Annotated in this window: 17 protein-coding genes; 6 read left to right on the top strand and 11 right to left on the bottom strand. The window is 67.1% G+C overall.

Annotated elements, in window-relative coordinates; all coding sequences use genetic code 11:
• The first annotated feature begins 183 nt into the window (after positions 1-183).
• A complete protein-coding gene (acnB, locus tag I8J34_RS06495; protein ID WP_214360574.1) occupies positions 184-2781 on the top strand; it encodes a bifunctional aconitate hydratase 2/2-methylisocitrate dehydratase in 2598 nt (865 codons plus the stop codon).
• A gap of 184 nt (positions 2782-2965) precedes the next feature.
• On the opposite strand, the gene I8J34_RS06490 is transcribed toward acnB, so the two are convergent.
• A complete protein-coding gene (locus I8J34_RS06490; protein ID WP_214360573.1) occupies positions 2966-3886 on the bottom strand; it encodes a LysR substrate-binding domain-containing protein in 921 nt (306 codons plus the stop codon).
• 263 nt (positions 3887-4149) lie between these two features.
• Here I8J34_RS06490 and I8J34_RS06485 point away from each other — a divergent pair, with 263 nt between their 5' ends.
• Both I8J34_RS06485 and cuyB read left to right on the top strand, forming a co-directional pair.
• Complete coding sequence (locus I8J34_RS06485; protein WP_214360572.1) at positions 4150-5505, top strand: dicarboxylate/amino acid:cation symporter; 1356 nt, start codon at positions 4150-4152, stop codon at positions 5503-5505.
• The gene (gene cuyB, locus I8J34_RS06480) at positions 5420-7102 is read left to right on the top strand and encodes a cysteate racemase (protein ID WP_230411735.1); all 1683 of its coding nucleotides are present in this window, start codon (positions 5420-5422) and stop codon (positions 7100-7102) included. Before I8J34_RS06485 ends, cuyB begins: the two co-directional genes overlap by 86 nt.
• Before the next feature lie 33 nt (positions 7103-7135).
• Here the strand turns inward: cuyB and I8J34_RS06475 are convergent, their stop codons facing one another.
• From I8J34_RS06475 to I8J34_RS06460, 4 genes are all read right to left on the bottom strand, one after another.
• Positions 7136-8569, bottom strand: coding sequence for an aldehyde dehydrogenase family protein (locus I8J34_RS06475; protein WP_214360571.1), 1434 nt, complete (start codon positions 8567-8569; stop codon positions 7136-7138).
• Positions 8570-8730: 161 nt separating this feature from the next.
• The gene (locus tag I8J34_RS06470) at positions 8731-9132 is read right to left on the bottom strand and encodes a tautomerase family protein (RefSeq protein WP_214360570.1); all 402 of its coding nucleotides are present in this window, start codon (positions 9130-9132) and stop codon (positions 8731-8733) included.
• A 47-nt stretch (positions 9133-9179) separates the two neighbouring features.
• Positions 9180-9788, bottom strand: coding sequence for a glutathione transferase GstA (gstA, locus tag I8J34_RS06465; protein ID WP_214360569.1), 609 nt, complete (start codon positions 9786-9788; stop codon positions 9180-9182).
• A gap of 35 nt (positions 9789-9823) precedes the next feature.
• The gene (locus I8J34_RS06460) at positions 9824-10255 is read right to left on the bottom strand and encodes a DoxX family protein (protein ID WP_214360568.1); all 432 of its coding nucleotides are present in this window, start codon (positions 10253-10255) and stop codon (positions 9824-9826) included.
• Positions 10256-10380: 125 nt separating this feature from the next.
• Here I8J34_RS06460 and I8J34_RS06455 point away from each other — a divergent pair, with 125 nt between their 5' ends.
• A complete protein-coding gene (locus I8J34_RS06455; RefSeq protein WP_214360567.1) occupies positions 10381-11271 on the top strand; it encodes a LysR family transcriptional regulator in 891 nt (296 codons plus the stop codon).
• Positions 11272-11275: 4 nt separating this feature from the next.
• Here the strand turns inward: I8J34_RS06455 and I8J34_RS06450 are convergent, their stop codons facing one another.
• Both I8J34_RS06450 and aptA read right to left on the bottom strand, forming a co-directional pair.
• Positions 11276-12769: a CoA-acylating methylmalonate-semialdehyde dehydrogenase gene (locus I8J34_RS06450; RefSeq protein ID WP_214360566.1), complete on the bottom strand. Its 1494-nt coding sequence runs from the start codon at positions 12767-12769 to the stop codon at positions 11276-11278.
• 22 nt (positions 12770-12791) lie between these two features.
• Positions 12792-14126 (bottom strand): omega-aminotransferase AptA, encoded by a 1335-nt coding sequence (gene aptA, locus I8J34_RS06445; protein ID WP_230411734.1) that lies wholly within the window; start codon positions 14124-14126, stop codon positions 12792-12794.
• 66 nt (positions 14127-14192) lie between these two features.
• On the opposite strand from aptA, the gene I8J34_RS06440 reads away from it, so the two are divergent.
• Positions 14193-15110: a LysR family transcriptional regulator gene (locus tag I8J34_RS06440; RefSeq protein WP_214360565.1), complete on the top strand. Its 918-nt coding sequence runs from the start codon at positions 14193-14195 to the stop codon at positions 15108-15110.
• Here the strand turns inward: I8J34_RS06440 and I8J34_RS06435 are convergent.
• Positions 15098-16333: an MFS transporter gene (locus I8J34_RS06435; protein ID WP_214360564.1), complete on the bottom strand. Its 1236-nt coding sequence runs from the start codon at positions 16331-16333 to the stop codon at positions 15098-15100. The two genes, I8J34_RS06440 and I8J34_RS06435, sit on opposite strands and share 13 nt — an antisense overlap.
• A gap of 101 nt (positions 16334-16434) precedes the next feature.
• On the opposite strand from I8J34_RS06435, the gene I8J34_RS06430 reads away from it, so the two are divergent.
• Positions 16435-17334 (top strand): LysR substrate-binding domain-containing protein, encoded by a 900-nt coding sequence (locus I8J34_RS06430; protein WP_214360563.1) that lies wholly within the window; start codon positions 16435-16437, stop codon positions 17332-17334.
• On the opposite strand, the gene I8J34_RS06425 is transcribed toward I8J34_RS06430, so the two are convergent.
• From I8J34_RS06425 to trxA, 3 genes are all read right to left on the bottom strand, one after another.
• A complete protein-coding gene (locus I8J34_RS06425; RefSeq protein ID WP_214360562.1) occupies positions 17315-18604 on the bottom strand; it encodes a glycerate kinase type-2 family protein in 1290 nt (429 codons plus the stop codon). The two genes, I8J34_RS06430 and I8J34_RS06425, sit on opposite strands and share 20 nt — an antisense overlap.
• Positions 18605-18732: 128 nt before the next feature.
• Positions 18733-19989 (bottom strand): transcription termination factor Rho, encoded by a 1257-nt coding sequence (gene rho, locus I8J34_RS06420; RefSeq protein WP_214360561.1) that lies wholly within the window; start codon positions 19987-19989, stop codon positions 18733-18735.
• Positions 19990-20144: 155 nt separating this feature from the next.
• Positions 20145-20471, bottom strand: a complete 327-nt coding sequence (gene trxA / locus I8J34_RS06415) for a thioredoxin TrxA (protein ID WP_214360560.1) — start codon at positions 20469-20471, stop codon at positions 20145-20147.
• Positions 20472-20592 lie beyond the last annotated feature (121 nt).

Genomic DNA, 20592 nt, shown 5'->3' with positions numbered 1-20592 from the left:
GGCGTCTGTGTTCCCCCTCCCGTTACGCACTGCAGCAAGAAGCGTACAATGCTGCGGGTGCGTAAGGGCGCCGTAAGTCGCCTCGCCCAAACTAAGTCTTATAAAAGATATATAATTCGCCCGTTTGCCTCGGAGCCCTCGCTCCGGGGTGCCCTGCCACCGTGTAACAGGAAGGATGTCGCCGTGCTACAAGCCTATCGTCAGCATGTCGCCGAGCGCGAGGCGCTTGGCATTCCCGCTCTGCCGCTGGACAAGCCGCAGACCGAAGAACTGGTTCAACTGCTTCAGAACCCGCCCGCCGGCGAAGAAGCGTTTCTGGTGGACCTCCTGACCCACCGCGTGCCGGCCGGTGTCGATGACGCCGCCAAGGTCAAGGCCGAGTTCCTGGCCAAGGTCGCCAAGGGCGAACTGGCCTGTGGTTTGGTGTCGCGCGCCAAGGCCACCGAATTGCTGGGCACCATGCTCGGCGGTTTCAACATCAAGCCGATGATCGACCTGCTGGATGATACCGAGGTCGGCACCATCGCTGCCGGGGGCCTGAAAAAGACCCTGCTGATGTTCGACTACTTCCATGATGTCAAGGAACTGGCCGCCAAGGGCAGCGCCAACGCCAAGGAGGTGATGCAGTCCTGGGCCGATGCCGAGTGGTTCACCAGCCGCCCCGAAGTGCCGGCCTCGATGAAGATCACCGTGTTCAAGGTCACCGGCGAAACCAACACCGACGACCTGTCGCCGGCGCCGGACGCCTGGTCCCGCCCCGACATCCCGCTGCATGCGCTGGCCATGCTGAAGAACCCGCGCCCGGGCATCGAGCCGGAAGAAGCCGGCGTGCGTGGCCCGGTCAAGTTCCTCGAAGACCTGCGCGCCAAGGGCAACCTGGTGGCCTACGTCGGCGACGTGGTCGGCACCGGTTCCTCGCGCAAGTCCGCCACCAACTCGGTGCTGTGGTTCACCGGCGAAGACATCCCCTTCGTGCCGAACAAGCGCTTCGGCGGCGTGTGCCTGGGCTCCAAGATCGCCCCGATCTTCTTCAACACCATGGAAGATGCTGGCGCGCTGCCGATCGAGATCGATTGCGGCGAAATGAACATGGGTGACGAAGTCGAGCTGAAGGTCGACCAGGCCACCGCCGTGGTCACCGCCTTCAAGAACGGCGAGAAGATCGCCGAAGCCGCGCTCAAGACCCCGGTCATCCTCGACGAAGTGCGCGCTGGTGGTCGCATTCCGCTGATCATCGGCCGCGGCCTGACCGCCAAGGCGCGCGAAGCGCTGGGCCTGCCGGTGTCGACCCTGTTCCGCCTGCCGCAGGATCCGGCCGATTCGGGCAAGGGTTTCTCGCTGGCACAGAAGATGGTGGGCCGCGCCTGCGGTCTGCCCGAAGGCCAGGGCGTGCGCCCGGGCACCTACTGCGAGCCCAAGATGACCACCGTCGGCTCCCAGGACACCACCGGCCCGATGACCCGCGACGAGCTCAAAGACCTCGCCTGCCTCGGCTTCTCGGCCGACCTGGTGATGCAGTCCTTCTGCCACACCGCCGCCTACCCGAAGCTGGTCGACGTCAAGATGCACCGCGAGCTGCCGAGCTTCATCAGCACCCGCGGCGGCGTCTCGCTGCGCCCGGGCGACGGCGTGATCCACTCCTGGCTCAACCGCCTGCTGCTGCCCGACACCGTCGGCACCGGTGGCGACTCGCACACCCGCTTCCCGATCGGCATCTCCTTCCCGGCCGGCTCCGGCCTGGTGGCTTTTGCCGCCGCCACCGGCGTAATGCCGCTGGACATGCCCGAATCCGTGCTGGTGCGCTTCAAGGGCAAGATGCAGCCCGGCGTCACCCTGCGTGACCTGGTCAACGCCATCCCCCTGTACGCCATCAAGGCCGGCCTGCTGACGGTCGAGAAGAAAGGCAAGAAGAACATCTTCTCCGGCCGCATCCTCGAGATCGAAGGTCTGCCGGATCTCAAGGTCGAACAGGCCTTCGAGCTGACCGACGCCTCGGCCGAGCGCTCCGCCGCCGGCTGCACGGTGCACCTCAACAAGGCGCCGATCGTCGAGTACATGAACTCGAACATCACGCTGATGAAGTGGATGATCGCCAACGGCTACCAGGATGCCCGCACCCTCGGCCGTCGCATCAAGGCCATGGAAGCATGGATTGCCAACGGCGAACTGCTGTCGGGCGATGCCGACGCCGAGTACGCGGCCGTCATCGACATCGACCTGGCCGACATCAAGGAGCCGATCGTCGCCTGCCCGAACGATCCGGATGACGTGAAAACGCTGTCCGAAGTCGCCGGCGCCAAGATCGACGAAGTGTTCATCGGCTCGTGCATGACCAACATCGGCCACTTCCGTGCCGCCGGCAAGGTGCTCGAAGGCAAGAGCGACATCCCGACCCGCCTGTGGATCGCCCCGCCGACCAAGATGGACGCCATGATCCTCAACGAGGAAGGCTACTACTCCATCCTCGGCAAGTCCGGCGCCCGCATGGAAATGCCGGGCTGCTCGCTGTGCATGGGCAACCAGGCACAGATCCGCAAGGGCTCGACCGCCATGTCGACCTCGACCCGCAACTTCCCCAACCGTCTCGGTATCGACACCCAGGTCTACCTCGGCTCCGCCGAACTGGCCGCGGTGTGCGCCCTTACCGGCAAGATCCCGACGGCCACCGAGTACCTGGCGCAAGTCCAGTCGCTCGAAGCCAAGGCGGCCGACGTCTATCGCTACATGAACTTCGACCAGATCGAAGAGTTCAAGAGCGTGGCGGATACCGTCGCGGTGTAAGTCGCAGACCTGAACGGGTCGGTGTAGACCGACCTGTGGGTTGTATTGAAGCCATCCGCAGGAAACTGCGGGTGGCTTTTTTCGTTGGGGTGAACTCAGCGAGGCGCGGACAGTGCGCGAGGGCGATGCTGACAATATTCGCACCGCCCTCGCGCGCCACGCGCCCGGTCACCTCGGTGCGACGCTATGCCGGCGATGCATCCGGCGCGACGGCATCCGGGGCGCAGGCAGCCCAGATGCGTTCGACCTCGCTGCAGGCGGGCATCGATTGCCTAAACAGTGTGATCGTCAGAGGCGCGGTGTGTCGGTCTGCGCCGGCCTGGACGAGCAGGCCGGCGGCCAGCTCGTCACGCACGGCGAGTTCGGGGATCCACGCTATGCCGGCCCCGGCCAGCGCGCCACGCTTGAGGACGTCGGACATCGAGCACTCATAGCTGAATTCGAGCTGCTTCGCCAAGTCTTCTCGCTCGATTACCTCTGCCGCGACCCGGCCCAGGTAGCTGTTGCTCGAATAGCACAGGTAGGGCAGCGTATGGCCATGTCGCAGGTCGTGCAGGGCGCGGCCGTTGCCATCGGGGGCGCTGACCGGAATCAGGCGATCCCGCGCCAAGGGGGTCGAGGGGTATCGGCCGATCTCGCTGAGGCTTGGCACGGCGGGGCTGCTGTACGAGAGCATCAATTCGCAGGAACCGGAAATCAGCGCCTCCACGCAGCCGGCGACATGATCGGCGATGACCCGCGCCCTGACCGGACCGATCCGTGACTGCAGGCCGGCATGCCAGTCGCCGAAGAAGCTGACGGCGATCGTGTGCGAGGCGGCGATGGACACCACCTCGCCGGCTCGCGGCACCAGGCCCTGGGCCTCTTCTCGCCCCACGCGAAGCGTGTCGAGCGCTTCTTGGGCGGTTTTCCGGAAGGATTCGCCGGCTTGCGTCAGGCCTACGGGGAACAGGCTGCGGTCGATCAGTACGGCGCCGACCCAGTACTCCAGATTGCGGATGCGACGACTGAAGGCGGGTTGGGTGACGTTGCGCAACTCGGCCGCGCGGGAGAAGTTCCGCGTGACGGCCAAGGTGAGGAAATCCTCCAGCCAGTTCATTTCCATACAGATCCCTCATCGATGCGTAACCCGTGCGACTGGGCGCAGATTACACCGTGTGAAACCGCTGGGTTGGCGCCATGCAAATTTTGCATGGCGCATCGAAAAGAAGAATTGGGCAAAGCGGACAGGGCTCCGTATAACGATTCTCACCGGCAGATCTGCGACATGGCACGACTGCCCGACAGAGAGACGGTGTGGCCGGTCGTCGCGCCGTTTGACCACAGACACCGTTCGCCCTGCACCGGCGGGCGGGCCAGGAGACTCGGATGACAAGGACAAACACGCCTGTATCGCGCGGCCCATTTGCGTTCTGGACAGGCATGCAGCTGTGGAAGCAGATATTCATCGCCCTCGTGGTGGGACTGGTCATCGGCGTCCTGCTGAACCAGACGGGGAATGCGGACATCGCCAAGAGCGTCAAGCCCCTGGGCGATCTGTTCATTCGTGGCATCAAGATGCTGATCGTGCCGTTGATCTTCGTGTCTTTGGTGACCGGGGTGGCCTCGCTGCAGAACCTCTCCACCATGGGCCGGCTCAGCGTCAAGACCGTGGCCCTGTATCTCGGGACGACGGCGGTCGCGATCTCGATCGGACTTGGACTGGCGGTGGTGTTTGAACCCGGGGTCGGTGTCGATCTCGGCTCGGCCCAGGCGGTCACCGCCAAAGAGGCCCCGAATCTGGTCGACATTCTCCTCGGTATCGTGCCGACCAATCCGGTCGAGGCGCTGGTCAGCGGAAATGTGTTGCAGATCATCGTGTTCGCCATCTTCTTCGGCGTGGCCATCACGATGGCGGGCGATGCGGCCAAGCCGGTGCGCGCCTTTTTCGAATCCGCGGCCGAGGTGATCTACAAGCTGACTTCGGTGGTGATTTCCTTTGCTCCGTATGGCGTGTTCGCCCTGATGGTCTGGGTGGCGGGCACTTACGGCATGGACGTACTGGCGCCGCTGGCGAAAGTGATCGGGATGGTCTATCTGGGCTGTGCGGTTCATGCCGTGCTGGTCTATGGCGGCCTGATCCGTCTGATGGCGCGCCTGAATCCGGTGCGCTACTTTCAGGGTTGCATCGAACCGGTGATGGTGGCCTTCACCAGCACCTCCAGTTCGGGAACCTTGCCGGTCACCATGATGGCGGCCGAGCGCAACCTCGGTGTGCCGCGAAGCGTGTCGAGCTTCGTCCTGCCGCTGGGCGCGACCGTCAATATGGACGGCACCGCCTTGTACCAGGGCGTTTGCGCGGTGTTCATCGCCCAGGCCTACGGGGTCGATCTGAGCTCGGGCCAATACCTCACGATCGTGCTGACCGCGACGCTGGCCTCGGTCGGCACGGCTGGCGTCCCCGGTGCCGGCTTGATCATGTTGTCGCTGGTGCTGGCCTCGGTGGGGCTGCCCCTGGAAGGCATTGCGATCATTGCCGGTATCGATCGCGTGCTCGACATGGCACGCACGGCGTTGAACGTGGCGGGCGATTGTGCGGTGAGCTGCCTCGTGGCCCGCAGCGAGGGGCAACTCGATCAAGCGGTGTATGACACCGCTCATGTTCTGCGCGCAGACGACCTGCGCACGGTCGCCGCGGGTGAGGCGTCGATGCCGGCAGCCGGCCCGGCCCGGGTGGCCTCGTAGGCGGCTGAGGCTTCGCGGTCACGAAAGAGCCGGCCGTCGTCCGTCGAACGTTCGATCGACGATGCGCGGCCGGCGTCCGATCATCCCGAATGGAATGAAGTCCGTGGTGCATCACGCCTTTCTCGATCCCAAAAAACGACGCTTCGGCATCGTCGGTGGTCTGGGCGCACTGGGTGGCGCCGACGTCCTGCTCAAAATGATCCGGAGCGCCCAGCGTATGTCGAGCCTGTCGGGGACGGATATCGCCTTCGAGCAGCGACACTTCGGCGAAGAAGCGATCGTCGCCGACGGCAGCTATGATCCGACGCGCCGAAAGTTCTACATCTACAATGCGCTCAAGGACATGGAGGCGCGGGGCATCGATACGGCTCTGGTGCCATGTTTCCTGTCGCACACGTTTCTGGGCGAGATCACGCCCGAAGTCGGTCTCCAGGTGGTCAGCGTGTTCGATGCCTTGTGCCGGCACTTCACGAGCGAGGTGGTCGGCGTACGCAAGATCGGCGTGCTGACGTCGACCTACCTCAAGCGCGCTGGCATGTTCGAACGCGAGTTGGGGCGGTTCGGGCAGGTGATCTACCCGGATGACGACACCCAGGCGAGCACAGTCATGCAGGCGGTCTATGGGGCGAGGGGCCTGCGGGCGGGCCACCACGGTGGCGAATGCCAGCATCTGCTGCTCGACGCCTGCCTGCATCTGGTGGACGCCGGGGCCGACATCATCGTCCCCGGCATGACCGAAATCCCGGTGCTCATCGATTCGCTTCGCCCGCAGGTGCCGGTGCCGATACTCGATGCCAATCTGTTGTATGCCGAGTACGCACTGGGGATCGACGCCGCCGCGCCGCGCCGCGGGTTCAAGCTCGGCGTGGTGGGCGGTGTCGGCCCCGCGGCAACGGTCGACTTCATGCACAAGGTGGTCAAGCTGACCGCCGCGACCCGCGACCAGGATCACATCAAGATGGTTGTCGAGCAGAATCCGCAGATTCCGGACCGTACCGCCAATCTCATCGGTAGTGGCGACGATCCGACCATTGCGCTGCTCGCGACCTGCATGCGGCTCAAGGCCGATGGCGCCGACGCGGTCGCCATTCCCTGCAACACCGCGCATGCCTATGTCGATCGTATTCAGCCGTATCTGGATATCCCCATCGTCAACATGCTCTCCGAAGTCGTGCGCTACATCCGCGAGACCCTGCCTGCGGTGACGCGGGTGGGATTGCTCGCGACGTCGGGAACGGTCGCCAGCGGCGTGTACAAAAGCGCGACCGAAGCCGCCGGGCTCGAACTGCTCGTGCCGGACGGGGCGGTGCAGGCGAGTGTCATGGAGGCCATCTACGGCAGGCGTGGCGTCAAGGCCGGCTTCACCCGGGGCGCGTGCGCGGCGCACCTGGTCGATGCGATTGTCCATCTGCAATCGTGCGGCGCCGAGGTCATCGTGCTGGGCTGTACCGAACTGCCCCTGATCGAACTGACGAATATCGACGCACAGCGTCTGCCCTTGATCGACCCGACTGCCATTCTGGCGCGGTGCTGCGTGGCCCTCGCGGGCGCATCATGCGACGCGCGGCCCGACACCGTCGAGGCCGAGGCGTTGTGATGACGCGCCCGTTGCCGCCGCGTGGTCGGCGGCCTAGTGCCAATCGCTGACCGCCTTCACCTCCAGAAACTCCTCCAGCCCCCACGCGCCGCCTTCGCGGCCGTTGCCCGACTGCTTGTACCCGCCAAACGGCGCGCCGGCGCCGAGCGACTGGCCGTTGACCTCGACCATGCCGGCACGAAGCGCGCGGGCGACGCGCTTGGCGCGGGCCGTATCCTGGGTCTGCACGTAGTGGGTGAGGCCGTAGGGGCTGTCGTTGGCGATGGCGATGGCTTCGTCTTCAGTATCGAAGGGGATGATGCTGAGTACCGGGCCGAAGATCTCCTCGCGCGCGATGGTCATGGTGTTGTTCACATCGGCGAACACGGTGGGGCGCACGAAGTAGCCGGTGCCGTGGCCTTCGGGCTTGCCGGGGCCGCCGGCGACGAGGCGGGCGCCTTCGTCGATGCCGGCCTGGATCAGGCGCTGGATCTTGTCGAACTGGGCGGCCGAAACCACCGGGCCGATATGCGTGCCTTCCTGCCCGGGCTGGCCGACGGCGGTGCTGCGTGCCACGTCCGCGGCGGTGGCCACCGCCTGGTCGTAGCGCGCGCGCTCGACCAGCATGCGCGTCGGCGCATTGCACGACTGGCCAGAGTTGTTGAAGCAGCGGCGCACGCCGCGCACCACGGCTTTCTCGTCCGCATCGGCAAAGATCAGGTTGGCGCCCTTGCCGCCGAGCTCCAGGCTGACGCGCTTGACGGTGTCGGCGGCGTTCTTGGAGATAGCGATGCCGGCGCGGGTCGAGCCGGTGAAGGAGATCATGTCCACGTCCGGATGGCCCGACAACTGCGTGCCGACCCCGGCACCGTCGCCGTTGACCAGGTTGAACACGCCGGCCGGGAAGCCGGCAGCGGCGATCATTTCGGCGAATAGCATCGACGACAGCGGTGCGATCTCCGAGGGCTTGAGCACCACCGTGCAGCCGGCGGCCAGCGCGGGGATGACCTTGAGCGTGACCTGGTTCATCGGCCAGTTCCACGGCGTGATCAGGCCGCACACGCCGATCGGCTCGTACAGGATGCGGGTGTTCGGCGCGTGTTCGCCGAGCGGCCGCTCGAAGGCGAAGCCGCGCAGCGTGCGGATGAAGGTTTTGATGTGGCCGGCGCCGGCGGCGGCTTGGGCGGCCTTGGCGAGGCTGATCGGGGCGCCCATTTCCTGCGAGATGGCGGCGGCCATTTCGTCGGCGCGTTCGGCGTAGATGCGGGCGAGGGCTTCGAGGCGGACGAGGCGCTCGTCGACCGGGGTGTCGCGCCAGGCCGGGAAGGCGGCGCGGGCGGCGGCGACGGCGGCATCGGTGTCGGCGGCGCTGCCGAGCGAGATGACGGCGCAGGCGGTTTCGGTGGCGGGGTCGATGACTTCAAGATCGTGCGCGACGGCGGGGGCGACCCAGCGGCCGTCGATGAAGAACTGGCGTTTGTCGAGCATGGGCGGATCCTCCCTGTTCGGGGTTGGCGTGGCCGCGACCGGCGTCGCGACGATGAGGGAATGATGCCCGCTTTTCGTGTTCGGCGTCGTGCGAGGGCGTGGCGTCCCGGCATGCGAAAAGGCCGCCGGAAAAACCGGCGGCCCGAGGAGAAAACGCGGCTTTACAGCGACTGGCTGTCGATGAAGCGCGCTTCCTGCGTGCGCCCGCCAAAGCCCCAGGCGTCGGCGCGCACATCGTCGATGACGATGTAGCTGGCCGGATCGAGCGTGGGCAGCAGCGCGGCCAGATCGTCGAACACGCGCCGCAGGTAGGCCGCCTTCTGGGCCTTGGTGTTGGTGCCGTCGGTGATCTTCACGTCCAGATGAAAGGCGCTGTGGCCGCTGTCGGCCAGACGGGTGCCGCCGATGCGCCAGCGTCGCGGATCGACGAATTCGACTGTGACCGAGGTCACTTCCGGCTTCTTGCCGAGCAGGGCGGTGGTGTGCTCGAGCAGCACGGCGCTGGCGCGCTCGGCGAGCGTGTCCGACGCCTCGGCCGCGAGGCGCAGGTGCAGATAGGGCATGGCGGATCTCCGGTGTGCCCGCCCCGGGGCCGGGGCGGGCGATGGGCTTAGCGGTCGAGGCCTTCGGCTTCGCGCGCGGCCTTGACCGACGCTCGGGCGCCAACGCGTTCCATGAAGGCAGTGATGGCCGGCCAGCGGCTCACATCCACATCCACGAACTGTCCCCAGCCGAGCACCGTGTAGAGGTAGCCGTCGGCCACCGTGAATTGGCTGCCGGTGAGGTAGTCCTGGCCTTCGAGCCGCTGGGCGATGGTGCCGATGCGGTTGGCCAGATGCGTCTTGGCCGCGGCCTTGGTGGCCTCGGGCGTATCCGGCTTGAAGAGCGGCGAGAAGCCTTTGTGGATCTCCGAGTTGATGAAGCCGAGCAGCGACTGCAGCTGATAGCGGGGCAGCGTGCCGTTGGCCGGGGCCAGACCGCTCTGCGGCGCCTGATCGGCGATGTACTGCACGATGGCCGGGCCTTCGGTGAGGATGGTGCCGTCGTCCAGCTCCAGCGCGGGCACATAGCCGTTGGGGTTGATGGCCAGGTAGTCGCGGCCGTCGGCGGTTTTCTTGGTCTTGAGGTCGACGCGGACCAGATCGAAGGCCAGGCCCGCCTCGCGCAGGGCGATGTGCGGGGAGTGGGCGCAAGTGCCGGGGGCGAAATAGAGCTTCATGGTTTTATCTCCGTTGGGTTGTGCTGCTTTGGGGGTCAGGCGGCCTGGCCGATCAGGGCATGCCGATGCGGACGCAGGTTGTCGAGGGCGAAGGCACCGCTGCCGAGCAGGACCTGGGCGAGCGCGGCAATGGCGAGGTAGACCGGATATTCCCACCCGCCGTTCGCGGCGCTGAACACCCAACCGTTGCCGGCATGGACGCTGGCGGCGCCGAGCAACACCGGCAGCAGGGCCAGGCTCACCCAGCGCGTCTTGAGTCCGGCCACCAGCGCCAGTCCGCCGAGCAACTCCATCGGCGCGACGACATAGGCCAGGGCGCCGGGCAGGCCGACGGATTCAAAGAAGCCGGCGGTGCCGGGCAGGGTGAAGACCAGAATCTTGAGCAGGGCATGGGCAATGAACATGATGCCGAGCGTGACGCGCAGCAGGGCGATGCCGAGGGCAGTGGTGTCGATACGGTTTGTCATGGGGAACTCCTTGGTGTGCGGTGGCGCGACAGCATGTCGCGCGTTGGAGTGAACTCTAGTCATCCCTTGTTGGCGGATAAACAGGCGTGCTATCAATTCACTATTGCACGTTTTGGGATAGTCGAATGGACCGGATCGAAGCCATGCGGGCTTTTTGCGAGGTGGTGGAGGCGGGCGGTTTTGCTGCAGCGGCGGCACGGATGGGGCTGTCGACCTCGGCCATCTCCCGCCAGGTGGCGCAGCTCGAGGCGCATCTGAACGTGCGCCTGCTCAACCGCACCACCCGCAAGGTGAGCCCGACCGATGCCGGCCAGGCCTATTTCGAGCGCTGCGTGCAGTGGCTCGCCGAGCTGGACGAGACCGAGGCGGTGATGGCCGGCGAGGCGCGGCGCCCATCCGGCCGGCTGCGCCTGTCGGCGCCGATCGCCTTCTCGGTGCATCGGCTGGCGCCGGCCTTTGCCGCCTTTTTGCAGCGCTACCCGGAGGTGACGCTGGATGTGGCGCTGTCCGACAACGTGGCGGATTTCATCGACGAGGGGCTGGACCTGGCGATCCGGATCGGGCGGCTCGGCAGCGAGAACCTGGTGGCGCGGCGCATCGATTCGGCACGGCTGATGCTCGCCGCCTCGCCCGCGTATCTCGCGGCACGCGGCACGCCGGCGCACCCGGAGGCGCTCACCGAGCATGATTGCTTCGTCTACAGCTATGCCGCCTCCGGCAGCTTGTGGCAGTTTCAGGGGCCGGACGGTGAGACCATCGCGGTGCGGGTCAATGGCGCGGTGCGTGCCAATAACGGCATCTTGCTGGCCGAGATGGCCAGTTGCGGCCGCGGCATCGTGCAGGTGCCGGATTTCCTCGTCCAGCCCCTGCTCGACAGCGGTCGCCTGATGCCGGTGCTGACCGGCTGGGAGCCGCCGCCGTTGCCGATCCATGCGGTGTATCCGACGCGCCGGCACCTGTCGGCCAAGGTGCAGGCGCTGGTCGGCTTCCTGGCCGAATGGTTCGCCGCCCGGTGAGGTCTCAGCCGTGGCTGGGAAAGGCGAACTGCGCCTTGCCGACGCTATCGACCGCCCAGCGCTGCGTCAGTGTCTTGCGCCGGGTGTAGAAACGGATGGCGTCCGGGCCGTAGGCGTAGAGGTCGCCGAACAGCGAGCGCTTCCAGCCGCCGAAGCTCTGGCAGGCCACCGGCACCGGCAGCGGCACGTTGATGCCGACCATGCCGACCTGCACCGCGTCGCTGAAGTAGCGCGCCGCCGCACCATCGCGGGTGAAGAGGCAGGTGCCGTTGCCGAACTCGTGGGCGTTGGTCAGCGCGATGGCGTCTTCCAGCGAATCGACGCGAACCACCACCAGCACCGGGCCGAAGATTTCCTCGCGGTAGATGCGCATTTGCGGTGTGACACGATCGAACAGCGTGCCGCCGACGAAGAAGCCGGCCTCGCTGCCGGCCACGTGCAGCCCGCGCCCGTCGACCACCAGCTCGGCGCCTTCGGCCGCGCCGGCGTCGATGTAGCCGACCACCTTGTCGCGATGCGCGGCGGTGACCAGCGGGCCCATGTCCAGCCCGCGCGTGCTGCCGTTGCCGATGTTCAGTTCGCGCACCCGCGGCGCGAGCTTGGTGACCAGCGCGTCGGCCACCGCATCGCCGACCGCGACCACCACCGAGATCGCCATGCAGCGCTCGCCGCAGGAGCCGTAGGCCGCGCCCATCAAGGCGTTGACGGCGGCGTCGAGATCGGCGTCGGGCATCACGACAGCGTGGTTCTTGGCGCCGCCGAGGGCCTGCACGCGCTTGCCATGGGCGGTGCCGGTGGCATAGATGGTCTCCGCGATCGGCGTCGAGCCGACAAAACTGACGGCCTGCACGCGCGGGTCGGTGAGCAGGGTGTCGACCGCTTCCTTGTCGCCATTGACCACGTTGAACACGCCCGGCGGCAGACCGGCTTCGGAGAGCAATTCGGCGAGGATCTGCGCCGCCGACGGGTCTTTTTCGCTCGGCTTGAGCACGAAGGTGTTGCCGCAGGCGATGGCCATGGGGAACATCCACATGGGCACCATGGCCGGGAAGTTGAAGGGCGTGATGCCGGCCACCACGCCCAACGGCGGGAATTCGGACCACGAGTCGATGTCCGGCCCCACCTCGCGCGAGTGCTCGCCCTTGAGCAGCTCGGGCGCGCCGCAGGCGTATTCGACCACCTCGATGCCGCGCGCCAGTTCGCCGTGGGCGTCTTCCCACACCTTGCCGTGCTCCTCGACGATGGCCGCGACGATGCGGTCGGCGTGCTGCTCGAGCAGCGCCTTGAAGCGGAACAGCACGCGGGCGCGCTTGAGCGGCGGTGTCTTGCGCCAGGCGGGGAAGGCCTCGGCCGCCGCGGCGATGGCGGATTCGACCGTGGCCCGGCTGGCCATGGCCACCTGCCGTACCGGGCGGCCGAGGGCCGGGTGGAAGACGGGCTGAGGGCGGTTGGCGTCGGGGCGGCGTTCGCCGTTGATGTAGTGGCCGAGCGTGTCCATGGTCGATTCCTGTGTGTCGTGTTCAGGCGGTGGTGGCGAGCGCCTGGCGCACCGTGGTGAAGATCTGCGCCAGCTCGTCGGGCGTGGCGTTGAGGAAGGGCGAGAACTGCAGCACGTCGCCGCCGTTGCGGATCACCACGCCGGCCTCGAAGCATTTGAGGAACACCTCGTAGCCACGTGCGCCCGGCGCGCCGGCGCGCGGTGCCAGTTCGACCCCGCCCATCAGGCCGAAGTTGCGGATGTCGACCACATGCGGCGCGTCGCGCAGCGCGTGCAGGGCTTCTTCAAAGGCCGGTTCGAGCGCGCGGGCGGTGGCGAACGTGTGCTCCTCGGCATAGACCTCGAGCGTGGACAGCGCGGCCGCGGCGGCCAGCGGATGGCCGGAGTAGGTGTAGCCGTGGAACAGCTCGACGGTGTGTGCCGGCCGCTGCATCAGCGCCTGATAGATGGCGTCGCGCACCAGCACGGCGCCCATCGGCATCACGCCGTTGGTGATCCCCTTGGCGGTGGTGATGATGTCGGGCGTGACGCCGAAGCGCTCGGCGGCAAAGGGCGCGCCGACGCGGCCGAAGGCGGTGATCACCTCGTCGAAGATGAGCAGGATGCCGTGCCGGTCGCAGAGCTCGCGCAGGCGCTGCAGGTAGCCGATGGGCGGCACCAGGATGCCGGTGGATCCGGCCACCGGCTCGACGATCAGCGCGGCGATGTTGCTGCCGTCATGCAGCGCGCACAGGCGTTCGAGGTCGTCGGCCAGGTGCGCGCCCCAGCTCGGCTGGCCGCGCGAGAAGGCCATGTCGGGCAGCGAGTGGGTGTGGCGGATGTGATCGACGCCGGGCAGCAGCGCGGCGCTGAACACCTTGCGGTTGGCCGGGATGCCGCCCACCGACATGCCGCCGAAGTTCACCCCGTGGTAGCCGCGTTCGCGCCCGATCAACCGGGTGCGCTGGCCCTCGCCGCAGGCCCGGTGGTAGGCCAGGGCGATCTTGAGCGCGGTGTCGGCCGCCTCGGAGCCCGAGTTGGTGAAAAAGCACTGCGTGAAGCCGGCCGGTGCCATGGCGGTGAGGCGATTGGCCAGTTCGAACACCTTCGGATGGCCCACCTGGAAGCTCATGGCGTAGTCCAGCTCGGCCACCTGCCCCTGCACCGCGGCGACGATCTTCGGGTGGCAATGGCCGAGCCCCGAGGTCCACAGGCCGGAAAAGCCGTCGAGCAGTTCGCGGCCGTCGTCGGTGGTGTAGTAGTGGCCGCGGGCGCGGCTGATCATGCGCGGCGCCGCTTTGAAGGCGCGGTTCATGGTGAAGGGCATCCAGTAGGCGTCGAGCGGGTTCATGCCGGTCTCCAGAGAGGTTGGGCTCATGCTAGTCGCGCCAAACGATGCATAAAACTACAATCATCGTCAGTTAAGTTTCGGATATATGAAACCATGAAGCCCCGTGCCCTGCTGAGCCATCTGGCTGAAGCCGACCTGCGCCTGCTGCGCGTATTCATTGCCATTGCCGAATCCGGCGGGCTGGCGGCGGCCGAGTTGCGGCTCAACATCAGCCGCTCGGTGATCAGCCGGCATCTCAAGGCACTGGAGACGCGGCTCGGGGTGCGCCTGTGCGAGCGCGGCCGGGCCGGCTTTGCGCTGACCGAGGAGGGGGTGACGGTGCTGGCTTCGGCGCGACGGCTGATCGCGCAAATCGATGCCTTCCGCACCGAGATCGGGGAATTGCATGCGCACTTGCGCGGCGAGCTGAACCTGGCGGTATTCGACAAGTTCGTCACCAATCCGGCCTGCCACCTGGCCGAGGCGATTGGCCGCTTCGGCGCCGAGGCGCCGGCGGTACGCATCAACCTGCATGTGGCGCACAGCAGCGAGCTGGAGTCGGGCCTGCTCGACGGGCGCTTCCAGCTGGGCATCCAGCCGCTGCACCGGGCCAGCGACAGCTTCGACTCGGTGAGCCTGTTCGGCGAACCGATGCAGCTTTATGCGGCGACCACGCATCCGCTGCTGGCCGGTGGTGGTGCGCCGGATGATGCGGCCATCCGCGCGGCGGCGCTGGTCGGGCTGGGCTATCACTCGCCGAACATGGAAACCTTCTGGCGCCTCGGCCTGCAGCCGACGGCCCGGGCCTTCGACCAGGAGGCGACGGTGGCGCTGGTCCTGTCGGGGCGCTACCTGGGCTTTCTACCGGTGCACTACGCGCAGCGCTTCGTGGATGAAGGCAGGATGCGCTGCGTGGGCGAGCACAGCTTCCACTACCACTGCGACTGGCACGCCTTCGTGCTGCGCCACCCCGGCCCACCGCGGGTGGTGCGGCGCTTTCTCGAAGTGCTGCGCGCCTGTCACGCGGCCTGAGCGGCGATGCGCGGGATCTTCGCCAGGCGCCGCGCCACCAGCAACACCAGCACGACCAGCGCCACCAGCAGGCCGACCACCGCCGACCAGCGCCCGGCATCCCAAGCGAAACCGACCGTGGTGCCGAGCACGCTGCTGCCCAGGTAGTAGCTGGACAGGTACACCGCGGCGGCCAGCGCGCGGCTGGCGCCGGCGCGCCGGCTGACCCAACCGCTGGTGGTGGTGTGGGCGCCGAAGAAGCCGAAGGTGAACACCGCAATGCCGAGCACCACCCAACCCAGCTGCGCCGGCAGGGTCAGGAGCAGGCCGGCGAGCATCAGCCCGGCCATGATCCACAGCACCTGCCGGCGACCGATGCGGTCGACCAGCTGACCGACCCAGGCCGATGACCAGGTGCCGACCAGGTACAGCAGGAAGATCGCGCCGATGGCGGTCTGCCCCAGGCCGAAGGGCGGCGCAACCAGGCGGAAGGTGACGAAGTTGTAGAGCCCGACGAAGCTGCCCATCAGCAAAAAAGCGCATAGGAACAGCCAGGGCAGGCCGGCGTCGCGCAGCAAGGCGCGGGTGTCGGCGAGCACCTGGGCCGGCGAGATCGAGCGACGGCGGAAGTGGCGCGAGGCGGGCAGGCCGAACCAGAAGGCCAGGGCGGCGACGGCGCCGAGGATGCCGAGCACCAGCAAGGCGATCTGCCAGTTGGCGATGTCGGTGGCCCAGGCGGTGAGAAAGCGGCCGGTCATGCCGCCGAAGGCGTTGCCGGCGATGTACAGCCCCATCGCCCGGCCCTGGGCGTTGGGCGCAACCTCTTCGCCGAGGTAAGCCATGGCCGCCGCCGGCAGGCCGGCCAGCGCCACGCCGAGCAGGGCGCGCAGCACCAGCAGTTCGTTGAAGGAGCTCACCCACGGACACAGCAGCGACAGCACGGCGGCCGCGGCCAGCGACAGCGTCATCATCGGCCCGCGCCCGAAGCGGTCCGACAGCAGGCTGGCGGGGATGAGCGCCAGCGCCAGTGCCCCGGTGCTGACCGACACTGACAGGCTGACCTCGGTCGCCGAGGCGCCGAATACCTGCGCCAGCAGCGGCAGCAGCGGCTGCGTGCCATAGAGCATGGCGAAGCAGGCGAAGCCGCCGAGAAAGACGGCGAGGTTGGCCAGCCGGTAGTCGGTGGTGCCGGCTTGCAGGTAGGCGCTGGCGTCGTTCGGTGAGGCGGTGGCGGTCAGGTGCATGCAGGCTGCGTTCGGTGGGGTGAGTGTGCTGGCATGCTAGATCGGCAGAAAACCGCGGTCCAATATATATTTATCGGCTAAACGATATCGTGGAGATATGAATGGACTTGCGTCGTCTGCGCTACTTCGTGACCGTGGCGGATGAGTTGAACTTCACCCGCGCGGCCGAGCGCCTGCACATGGCACAACCGCCCTTGTCGATGCAGATCCGTGCGCTGGAAGAGGCGCTGGGCACCGCGCTGTTCGTGCGCAGCAAGCGCAAGGTGGCACTCACGCCCGCCGGCGAGCATCTGCTCGAGCGGGCGCGCCGTCTGCTGGCGGACACGGCGGCGGCGGCCGACGAAGTGCGCCGCATCGCCCGTGGCGAAGCAGGGCGCTTGCGGGTCGGCTTCACTTCGTCGATGCCCTACAGCGCGGTGCTGGGCGATGTGCTGCGCCGCTACCGGGCGCAGTATCCGGCGGTGGATCTGCAGCTGCGCGAGATGTTTACCCGCGATCAGTTCGCGGCACTCGGTCGGGGCGAGCTGGATGTCGGTTTCGTGCGCCATCCCGCGACCATGGCGACCGAGGGCGTGGTGCTGCGCGAGATCGGCCGCGACCCGCTGCGCCTGGTGATGGCCGCCAGCCATCCGGCGGCAACGGGTAGCGCGGTACGCATGGTGGACCTGCGGGACGAAGGCTTCATCACCTTTCCGCCCGACGTGGGCACCGGCCTGCCGAGTCTGTTGCAGCAGCTGTGCCGCAGTGCCGGTTTCGAGCCGCGCATCGTTCAGACCGCGCGCGAGGCCACCACCCAGATCGGGCTGGCCGCCGCCGGCCTGGGCATCGCATTGCTGCCGGCGCAGCTGGAATGTGTGCACATTCCGCGCGCCCGCTACCTGCCGATTGCCGACGCGGCGGCGGTGTTTTCGCTCTCGGTGGCGATGGCTGAGGGTGAGGTCAGCCCGTTGCTGGCGGGCTTTCTCGAGGTGCTGGACGCGGTCAGGGCGTCGGTGCCGTGACCAGGATGGCGCGGAAATCGTTGACGTTGGTGAGCGTGGGGCCGGTGTCGAGGCTGTCGCCCAGCGCCTGAAACAGGCCGTGGCCGTCGTTGTCGTCGAGCACGCGCAGCAGCGGTCGGCCGGCGGCCAGGGCGCGGGCGGGCGTGGTCGGGTCAATGACCGCGCCGGCCAGCTCGGCGGCGCCGTCGACCCCGTCGGTGTCTGCCGCCAGGGCGTGAATCTGTGGATGTCCGTGCAGGGCACGGGCCAGCGCGGTGAGGAACTCCACATTGCGACCGCCGCAACCCGTGCCGCGCACGGTGACGGTGGTTTCGCCGCCCGACAACAGCACGCAGGGCGCGGTGAAGGGCTGTCCGCGATCGGCCACCTGGCGGGCGATGGCGGCATGCACGAAGGCCACGTCGCGCGATTCGCCCTCGATGGCATCGGACAGGATGTGGGCGCGCAGCCCCATCGACTCAGCGCATGCGGCGGCCGCTTCGAGCGCCAGTTGCGGTGTGGCGAGCAGGCGCACTTCGGCCGAATCCAGCCCGCCCTGGCCGGGTTTGGGGGTCTCGCCCGCGCCGCTTTCGAGGTGGTGACGCACGGCGGCGGAGATCTCGATGCGGTGGCGCGCCAGGATCGCCAGCGCGTCGGCACAGGTGCCGGGGTCTGCGAGGGTGGGGCCGGAGGCGATCAGCGAGGGGTCGTCGCCGGGTACATCGGAGATCAGCCAGGTCACCAGCTTCGCCGGCCGGCAGGCCAGGCCGAGCCGTCCGCCCTTGATGGCCGACAGGTGCTTGCGCACGGTGTTGATCTCGCCGATGGTGGCGCCGCTCTTGAGTAGCGCACGGCTGATCGCCTGCTTGTCGTCGAGCGTGATACCCGGCGCCGGCAGGGCGAGGAGGGCGGAGCCGCCCCCGGAGATGAGGGCGAGCACCAGGTCGTCTTTGTTGAGCTCTGACACCGTCTCCTGCAGCATTCGCCGGGCGGCGTCGCGACCGCGCGCGTCGGGCACGGGGTGCGCGGCCTCGACGATCTCGATGTGGCGGCAGGGCACGGCGTGGCCGTCGCGGGTGACCACCAGGCCGCTGATCCGGTCGGCATGGTCGGCCCAGTGCTGCTCGACGATCTGCGCCATGGCGGCCGAGGCCTTGCCGGCGCCGATGACCACGATGCGGCCGGCAGGCGGGGCGAGGGCGTCGAGCGCGGGCGGGATGATCCGGGCCGGGTCGGCGGCGGCCAGGGCGGCTTCGAAGAGGGCGGAGAGCTGATCGCGCGGTGTCGTCATGGGCGGCGGCGTGGGGTGGAAAGCCCTGATGATTGCTGCTGTGCCGGCGATCGGCAAGCGGGATTTCCCGTGTCCGAAAACGAAAACGCCACCCGGAGGTGGCGTTTTGCGGTGAGGCGCGGGCGGAATCAGCGACGCATGGCGTCGAAGAACTCGCCGTTGCTCTTGGTCTGCTTGACCTTGTCGAGCAGGAATTCCATCGCGTCGATGTCGTCCATGCCGTAGAGCAGCTTGCGCAGCACCCAGATCTTCTGCAGCACGTCGGCCTTCATCAGCATCTCTTCGCGGCGGGTGCCGGAGCGGTTGACGTTGATGGCCGGATAGACCCGCTTCTCGGCCATGCGGCGGTCGAGGTGCAGTTCCATGTTGCCGGTGCCCTTGAATTCTTCGTAGATCACATCGTCCATGCGGCTGCCGGTGTCGATCAGCGCGGTGGCGATGATGGTCAGCGAGCCGCCTTCTTCGATGTTGCGGGCTGCGCCGAAGAAGCGCTTGGGCTTTTGCAGGGCGTTGGCATCGACACCGCCGGTGAGCACCTTGCCGGAGGCCGGCACCACGGTGTTGTAGGCGCGCGCCAGGCGGGTGAGCGAGTCGAGCAGGATGACCACATCCTTCTTGTGCTCGACCAGGCGCTTGGCCTTTTCGATGACCATCTCGGCCACTTGCACGTGACGCGAGGCGGGTTCGTCGAAGGTGGAGGCGACCACCTCGCCCTTGACCGAGCGCTGCATCTCCGTCACTTCTTCGGGGCGCTCGTCGATGAGCAGCACGATGAGGACGACGTCGGGATGGTTGGCGGTGATGGCATGGGCGATGTTCTGCAGCATCACCGTTTTACCGGTTTTGGGCGGGGCCACCAGCAGGCCGCGCTGGCCCTTGCCGATCGGCGCGATCATGTCGATGACGCGGGAGGTGACGTTCTCGCCGCCCTTCATGTCGCGTTCGAGCTGAAGGCACTCGGTCGGGTGCAGTGGCGTGAGGTTCTCGAACAGGATCTTGTGCTTGCACGCCTCGGGCAGCTCGCCGTTGATCTTGTCCACCTTGACCATGGCGAAGTAGCGTTCGCCGTCCTTCGGGGTGCGGATCTCGCCCTCGATGGTGTCACCGGTGTGCAGGTTGAAGCGGCGCACCTGGGAGGGCGACACGTAGATGTCGTCGGTGCCGGCCAGGTAGGAGGCTTCAGGTGAGCGCAGGAAGCCGAAGCCGTCGGGCAACACCTCCAGCACGCCGTCACCGAAGATCGGCTCGCCTTTCTTGGCGCGGTTTTTCAGCAGGGCAAATACGAGTTCTTGCTTGCGCAGGCGATTGGCGCCGTCGATGCCGTTGGCCTGGGCCATTTCCAGCAATTCGCTGACGTGGAGATTCTTGAGCTCCGAAAGTTGCATGGTGATCTACAGGGAGGGGAGAAGAGGAGAACGACGGACCGGAAGCCGTGATAAACGGAGGTACGCAGAAGGGAGAGTGCGACCGCGACGCCGGGGGAGGGGGCGGGGCGCCCGGAAGTCAGGGCGTCGCGGGAAGTGAGCGGAATCTAGCCCGATCAGAGGTTGCTGTCAATGAAGGCGGTCAATTGCGACTTGGACAGTGCGCCGACCTTGGTGGCTTCGACGTTGCCGCCCTTGAACAGCATCAGGGTCGGAATGCCGCGGATGCCGAACTTGGCGGGCGTATCCTGGTTCTCGTCGATGTTCAGTTTGGCGACTTTCAGCTTGCCTTCGTATTCCTTGGCCACTTCGTCCAGGATCGGCGCAATCATCTTGCACGGGCCGCACCACTCCGCCCAGTAGTCCAGCAGGACGGGCGTGGAGGATTGCAGGACCTCGGCATCGAAACTGCCGTCGGTGACGTAATGGATATGCTCGCTCATGATTCCTCGCATCAGGGGTGATGACTGGGTGTGATCAGACAGGGCCTTGGCGGCCGATTCGGTCGAAACGATACGCGCGAAGGGCGAATCGAGTGTGGTTGTGTGGGGGAAGTTATGCCAA

Origin of the sequence: Denitromonas iodatirespirans, from assembly GCF_018524365.1 — a bacterium.
GTDB classification, from domain to species: Bacteria; Pseudomonadota; Gammaproteobacteria; order Burkholderiales; family Rhodocyclaceae; genus Nitrogeniibacter; species Nitrogeniibacter iodatirespirans.
This window is presented reverse-complemented; position numbering and strand designations above follow the sequence as displayed.

Bases quoted from the DNA above. Each gene is read 5' to 3' on its own strand.
- trxA (WP_214360560.1), bottom strand. From the start codon at position 20,471: ATGAGCGAGCATATCCATTACGTCACCGACGGCAGTTTCGATGCCGAG.
- I8J34_RS06435 (WP_214360564.1), bottom strand. From the start codon at position 16,333: ATGCACCTGACCGCCACCGCCTCACCGAACGACGCCAGCGCCTACCTG.
- I8J34_RS06470 (WP_214360570.1), bottom strand. From the start codon at position 9,132: ATGCCCTATCTGCACCTGCGCCTCGCGGCCGAGGCGTCGGACACGCTC.
- rho (WP_214360561.1), bottom strand. From the start codon at position 19,989: ATGCAACTTTCGGAGCTCAAGAATCTCCACGTCAGCGAATTGCTGGAA.
- I8J34_RS06425 (WP_214360562.1), bottom strand. From the start codon at position 18,604: ATGACGACACCGCGCGATCAGCTCTCCGCCCTCTTCGAAGCCGCCCTG.
- I8J34_RS06440 (WP_214360565.1), top strand. From the start codon at position 14,193: ATGAAGCCCCGTGCCCTGCTGAGCCATCTGGCTGAAGCCGACCTGCGC.
- gstA (WP_214360569.1), bottom strand. From the start codon at position 9,788: ATGAAGCTCTATTTCGCCCCCGGCACTTGCGCCCACTCCCCGCACATC.
- I8J34_RS06460 (WP_214360568.1), bottom strand. From the start codon at position 10,255: ATGACAAACCGTATCGACACCACTGCCCTCGGCATCGCCCTGCTGCGC.
- aptA (WP_230411734.1), bottom strand. From the start codon at position 14,126: ATGAGCCCAACCTCTCTGGAGACCGGCATGAACCCGCTCGACGCCTAC.
- I8J34_RS06485 (WP_214360572.1), top strand. From the start codon at position 4,150: ATGACAAGGACAAACACGCCTGTATCGCGCGGCCCATTTGCGTTCTGG.
- I8J34_RS06490 (WP_214360573.1), bottom strand. From the start codon at position 3,886: ATGGAAATGAACTGGCTGGAGGATTTCCTCACCTTGGCCGTCACGCGG.
- I8J34_RS06450 (WP_214360566.1), bottom strand. From the start codon at position 12,769: ATGGACACGCTCGGCCACTACATCAACGGCGAACGCCGCCCCGACGCC.
- I8J34_RS06430 (WP_214360563.1), top strand. From the start codon at position 16,435: ATGGACTTGCGTCGTCTGCGCTACTTCGTGACCGTGGCGGATGAGTTG.
- cuyB (WP_230411735.1), top strand. From the start codon at position 5,420: ATGTTCTGCGCGCAGACGACCTGCGCACGGTCGCCGCGGGTGAGGCGT.
- I8J34_RS06455 (WP_214360567.1), top strand. From the start codon at position 10,381: ATGGACCGGATCGAAGCCATGCGGGCTTTTTGCGAGGTGGTGGAGGCG.
- I8J34_RS06475 (WP_214360571.1), bottom strand. From the start codon at position 8,569: ATGCTCGACAAACGCCAGTTCTTCATCGACGGCCGCTGGGTCGCCCCC.